This window comes from Vreelandella rituensis, assembly GCF_003336665.1.
Lineage (GTDB): Bacteria > Pseudomonadota > Gammaproteobacteria > Pseudomonadales > Halomonadaceae > Vreelandella > Vreelandella rituensis.
In genome coordinates this window covers 1-3,782 of the sequence record NZ_QPIJ01000113.1, presented here as the reverse complement: position 1 = coordinate 3,782, position 3,782 = coordinate 1, and the positions used below count along the sequence as shown (strand labels likewise).

Here is a 3,782-nt window from a genome sequence, read left to right as displayed (position 1 = left end):
TCGTATCGAGTGCTTCGCGAAGTGCCAATCCACCCGCATCGCTGGTGGTGGCATCGCCGCTTAGTTGAACATGAACAGAGCCGTTGCAGGTCGGTGACCAGGACGGTAATCTTTCACCCATGGCGAATGGTCCTCTTGCATCAGGTTCTTGCCGGAACGTACTGATTTTTGTAGAGGTTACCATTCGCTATCTTCGTTTTCAGGCCTGCGTCGTGAATAACCCGGGATCAAGCATCCTTTAGCTGCGATCGGTCCCCAGCGATAAGGCAGCACTGCTGACAGTCGCTTAACAAGCTGTCCGGAAAACTGCTGCCAGATCACGTTACATACGGCAGCGTTATCTCGACACTTAACCCACCCGTTTCTCTGTTGCGCATGTCGAGCGTGCCGTGATGGCGGTGGATAATGCGTTCGACGATGGAGAGCCCCAAGCCGGCACCGCCGTTGTTACTGTCTCGATAAAAGCGGGCCATGACCTGCTCACGCTTGTCGGGCGAGATACCGGGGCCTTCATCAGCCACGATGAGTGTAATGTGGTCCGTGTGTGTAGCAAGGCCGACGGTAATCGTGCCGCCGATGGGGGAGTGTTGCAGCGCGTTACTGACCAGGTTTTGCAATAGCGTTTCGATGGCGCCGGGTTCAGCCGTTATCCACCAAGAGGCCTCAGGGTCTGCATCGAGCTGTAACGTTTGGCGGTGCTGCGACGCTAGAGGCGCGAGCTTAGCGAGCGTTTCCTGCGCCTCGCGGAACAGGTGTAACGGTTGAGAGATGATGCTGTCCTCGTTGCCCGGCTCTAGGCGGGCGAGGGTGAGCAGTTGCGAGACCAGACGTGTGGTACGTAGGACCCCAGCACGCATTTCTATCAGTGCCGCTTCCCGATCCTCCGGCGTGTTCTGTTTTTCTAATGCGTTCTGTGCATGCAGGTCCATCACGGCCAAGGGAGTGCGTAATTCATGTGCTGCATCGGCAATGAAGCGCTTTTCCCGCTGGCGAAGGTCGCGAATACGCAGCATCAGACGATTCAGCGCCGCTACCATCGTATCCAGCTCGCACGGCAGCGGCGCGATGTCCAGAGGCTTTAGATCGTCGGGATTGCGATTGGCAATTTGTTCAGTGAGACGTAGCAGGGGGGCTAACCCCCACCCGATGGCGTACCAGAGCAACAGCGCTAAAATAGGTAAGCCGATCAGGTCAGGTATCAACGAACGAAAAGCAAAGGTTTGAATGAGCTCGCCACGCACATCGGCCCGCTCGGCCACGAGGATGCGCCGTCCTGGTTGTGTCAAGACCAGGCTGTACACCCGCCATTCGTCGTCATCGACTTGATGGTCGCTATAACCTGCCGTCTCGGCAAGGGGGCGGCTAGGCGCATTGAAGGAGCGTAATAGAAGCGTCTCCCCCTCCCAGAGCTGAAAGGCGAATTTACCTTCATAACCATGCCCGGGAATGGCGTCATCCTTGATGGCGGCGCGCTGTAGTGCCGTTTCCAAGCGCCGAAGCAGCGCATCGTTATCGTTAATAGTGGGTGTTGCCAAGAGTCCCTCAAGCAAGCGGGCGTTTTGCGCCAGGTGCGCATCGTAAAGCTCTTCGATCTCGTGCGTCGCGGACACGTAGCTGATGACACCAATCAGCATCATGCTGACTGTAAAGACCAGCAACGTCACGCTGAGTGTGCGGCGGCGGATGGAACTCATGGCGTTGAAGCCGGTGTGTCAGCGTCTAGCACGTAGCCGATACCCCGCACGGTACGGATAAGGGTAGGGAAAAACTTCTTGCGCAGATGATGGATATGCACCTCGATGGCATTGCTCTCGACCTCGTCTTCCCAGCCGTACACCAGTTGGGTGAGGGTCTCACGGGTAAAAACACGCCCTGGGTGGCTCATCATCTCGTATAAAAGCGTAAATTCTCGGCGAGATAGCGCCATCGTTTGCGCTTGGTAAGCAACTTGAAGCGTATCGGGGGAAAGCTCGATACCGCGACACGTCAGGACGCTGACGCCTTTACCGGCACTGCGTCGCAGCAAGGCACGCAGACGCGCCTTGAGTTCGGCCACTTCAAAGGGCTTGATGAGATAGTCATCGGCACCGGCGTCCAGGCCCGTGATGCGATCTTCGACGGCGTCGCGTGCAGTTAGTACAAGCACAGGGACGTGATTTTGGCGACGACGCGCCGCGCGCAACACGTCAATGCCATCGACGCCGGGCAGCCCGAGATCCAGGATGACGGCATCCAGCGGCTCGCGGCTCTCCAAGGTGGCTAATGCCTGATGGCCATCGCTTAAATGATCCACCGTGTACCGCTCTGGCTTTAGCGCCAAGCGGATGCCGGACGCCAGACTCAGGTCATCTTCTACCAGTAAGATACGCATGACGAAACAACGTCTCCTGAAACACAAGACGATAGGGGACTAGAGAACGTCGCTTGGGTGATTGCATCAACAACCTCTGCTGGGGTGGGTGACAACAATATCTGATCAGCATGACCTCGTGGGACAAATTTTTGTGAGCTCGCCACGTTCAGTACCGCAGTAACGGGTACGCCAAGTGCTGCGGCCATATGCATCGGCCCCGTATCCGGCGTGATTAAGCGAGGAAGCTGCCCCAGCGTTGCAGCAAAAGTGCGTAGCGGCATGCTGGGGGCAATATGGCCGTGGCGGCCGACATGATGTTGAAGTGCCGACTGCAACGAGGCCTCTTCCGGGCCGATGAGCAGGATAAAACGAATACCGCGGGCGTTGAGCGTATCGCATAGCGCTTGCCAGAAGGCCAATGGCAGACGTTTATTCAGGTGCCCACCCACGAAGACACCGACGTCAAATGGTTCGTGAGACAACTGCTCGAGCTGCACCTGTGCCTGTGCCTGCTCGGGTTCCGAGATCATCATCCACGGGCGTGATTCGCAGTCAAGCCCGAGAGAGTGCGCGATGGTGGCCGCCATGTCATAGGCATGCGTTTGACCTGATAGCACTCGGTAAACCTCATCATAGCGCCCCGCTAGACGCGCATTAGCTCCCAGGGTGCGCCGGGCGCCGACGGCTTTTAAACAAAGCCAACCCGTCAAGGACGTATCGGCCACCTGAATGGCCAGTTCATAGCGTCGCTGGCGTAGCGTTCGCCACAGCACAAACAGTTTCCAGGGGCGAACCAGCATGTCGCGGCTGAGCGCATGGCAGTGTGTCAACGGCATGCCCTCAAACAGTGACACGGTCGTATCGGTGGCCAAGTAATCGACCTCAATGTCAGGGCGCGCTTGCGCAAAGGCATCGATCAACCGCGCACTGATCAAGGCATTACCGATGCGGAAATTGGGGCGAACCAACAGTACGCGCTTAACGCCTTCCAAGGTAGCCGAGGACGCGGGGACGGGCTTCCATGAGGTGGCGAGACGGCGATAGACCCAAGCTTTAGCACGCTTTTCCAGCGTTTTGCCCAGGCGGCGCATGGTGGTGTGACGGCGTAAACGGGTGAGTACAGTCATGAAAGGACCACTCGTGTGAAACCAGAGAGTGGCCACTATCCAGGTGCTTTCTTAACAGGCCCTTAAGATTGCCTATTTATCTAAAAGCGTGTAATACCTCTTCCTGAGTCGCGTAGCGCGAAGGGATACAAGCGCGGCGTCCGAGAGGACGCCTTGTGTTCTTACGCAAATGATACTAAAATGTAAGCCATGAAAACCGAACGCGCCTACAAGTACCGATTCTACCCGACGCCCGAGCAGGAAATCCTGCTGGCGCGGACGTTTGGGTGCGTGCGGTTTGTCTGGAACGCAGTGCTGCGCTA

Annotated in this window: 4 protein-coding genes; 1 reads left to right on the top strand and 3 read right to left on the bottom strand. The window is 57.2% G+C overall.

The features are described from left to right. Positions 1 to 317 precede the first annotated feature (317 nt). Genes DU506_RS20715 through DU506_RS20705 form a run of 3 tightly spaced genes read right to left on the bottom strand, consistent with a single transcriptional unit; the run spans position 318 to position 3,480 of the window. The gene (locus DU506_RS20715; RefSeq protein ID WP_114488733.1) at positions 318 to 1,694 is read right to left on the bottom strand and encodes an ATP-binding protein; all 1,377 of its coding nucleotides are present in this window, start codon (positions 1,692 to 1,694) and stop codon (positions 318 to 320) included. Further along, positions 1,691 to 2,371 carry a response regulator gene (locus DU506_RS20710; RefSeq protein WP_114488732.1) on the bottom strand — a complete coding sequence of 227 codons (681 nt, stop codon included), beginning with the start codon at positions 2,369 to 2,371 and terminating at the stop codon, positions 1,691 to 1,693. Before DU506_RS20710 ends, DU506_RS20715 begins: the two co-directional genes overlap by 4 nt. Further along, positions 2,353 to 3,480 (bottom strand): glycosyltransferase family 9 protein, encoded by a 1,128-nt coding sequence (locus DU506_RS20705; RefSeq protein ID WP_114488731.1) that lies wholly within the window; start codon positions 3,478 to 3,480, stop codon positions 2,353 to 2,355. Before DU506_RS20705 ends, DU506_RS20710 begins: the two co-directional genes overlap by 19 nt. A gap of 189 nt (positions 3,481 to 3,669) precedes the next feature. Here DU506_RS20705 and DU506_RS20700 point away from each other — a divergent pair. Then, a partial coding sequence (locus tag DU506_RS20700) for a helix-turn-helix domain-containing protein (protein ID WP_181870842.1) occupies positions 3,670 to 3,782 on the top strand: 113 nt, incomplete at its 3' end.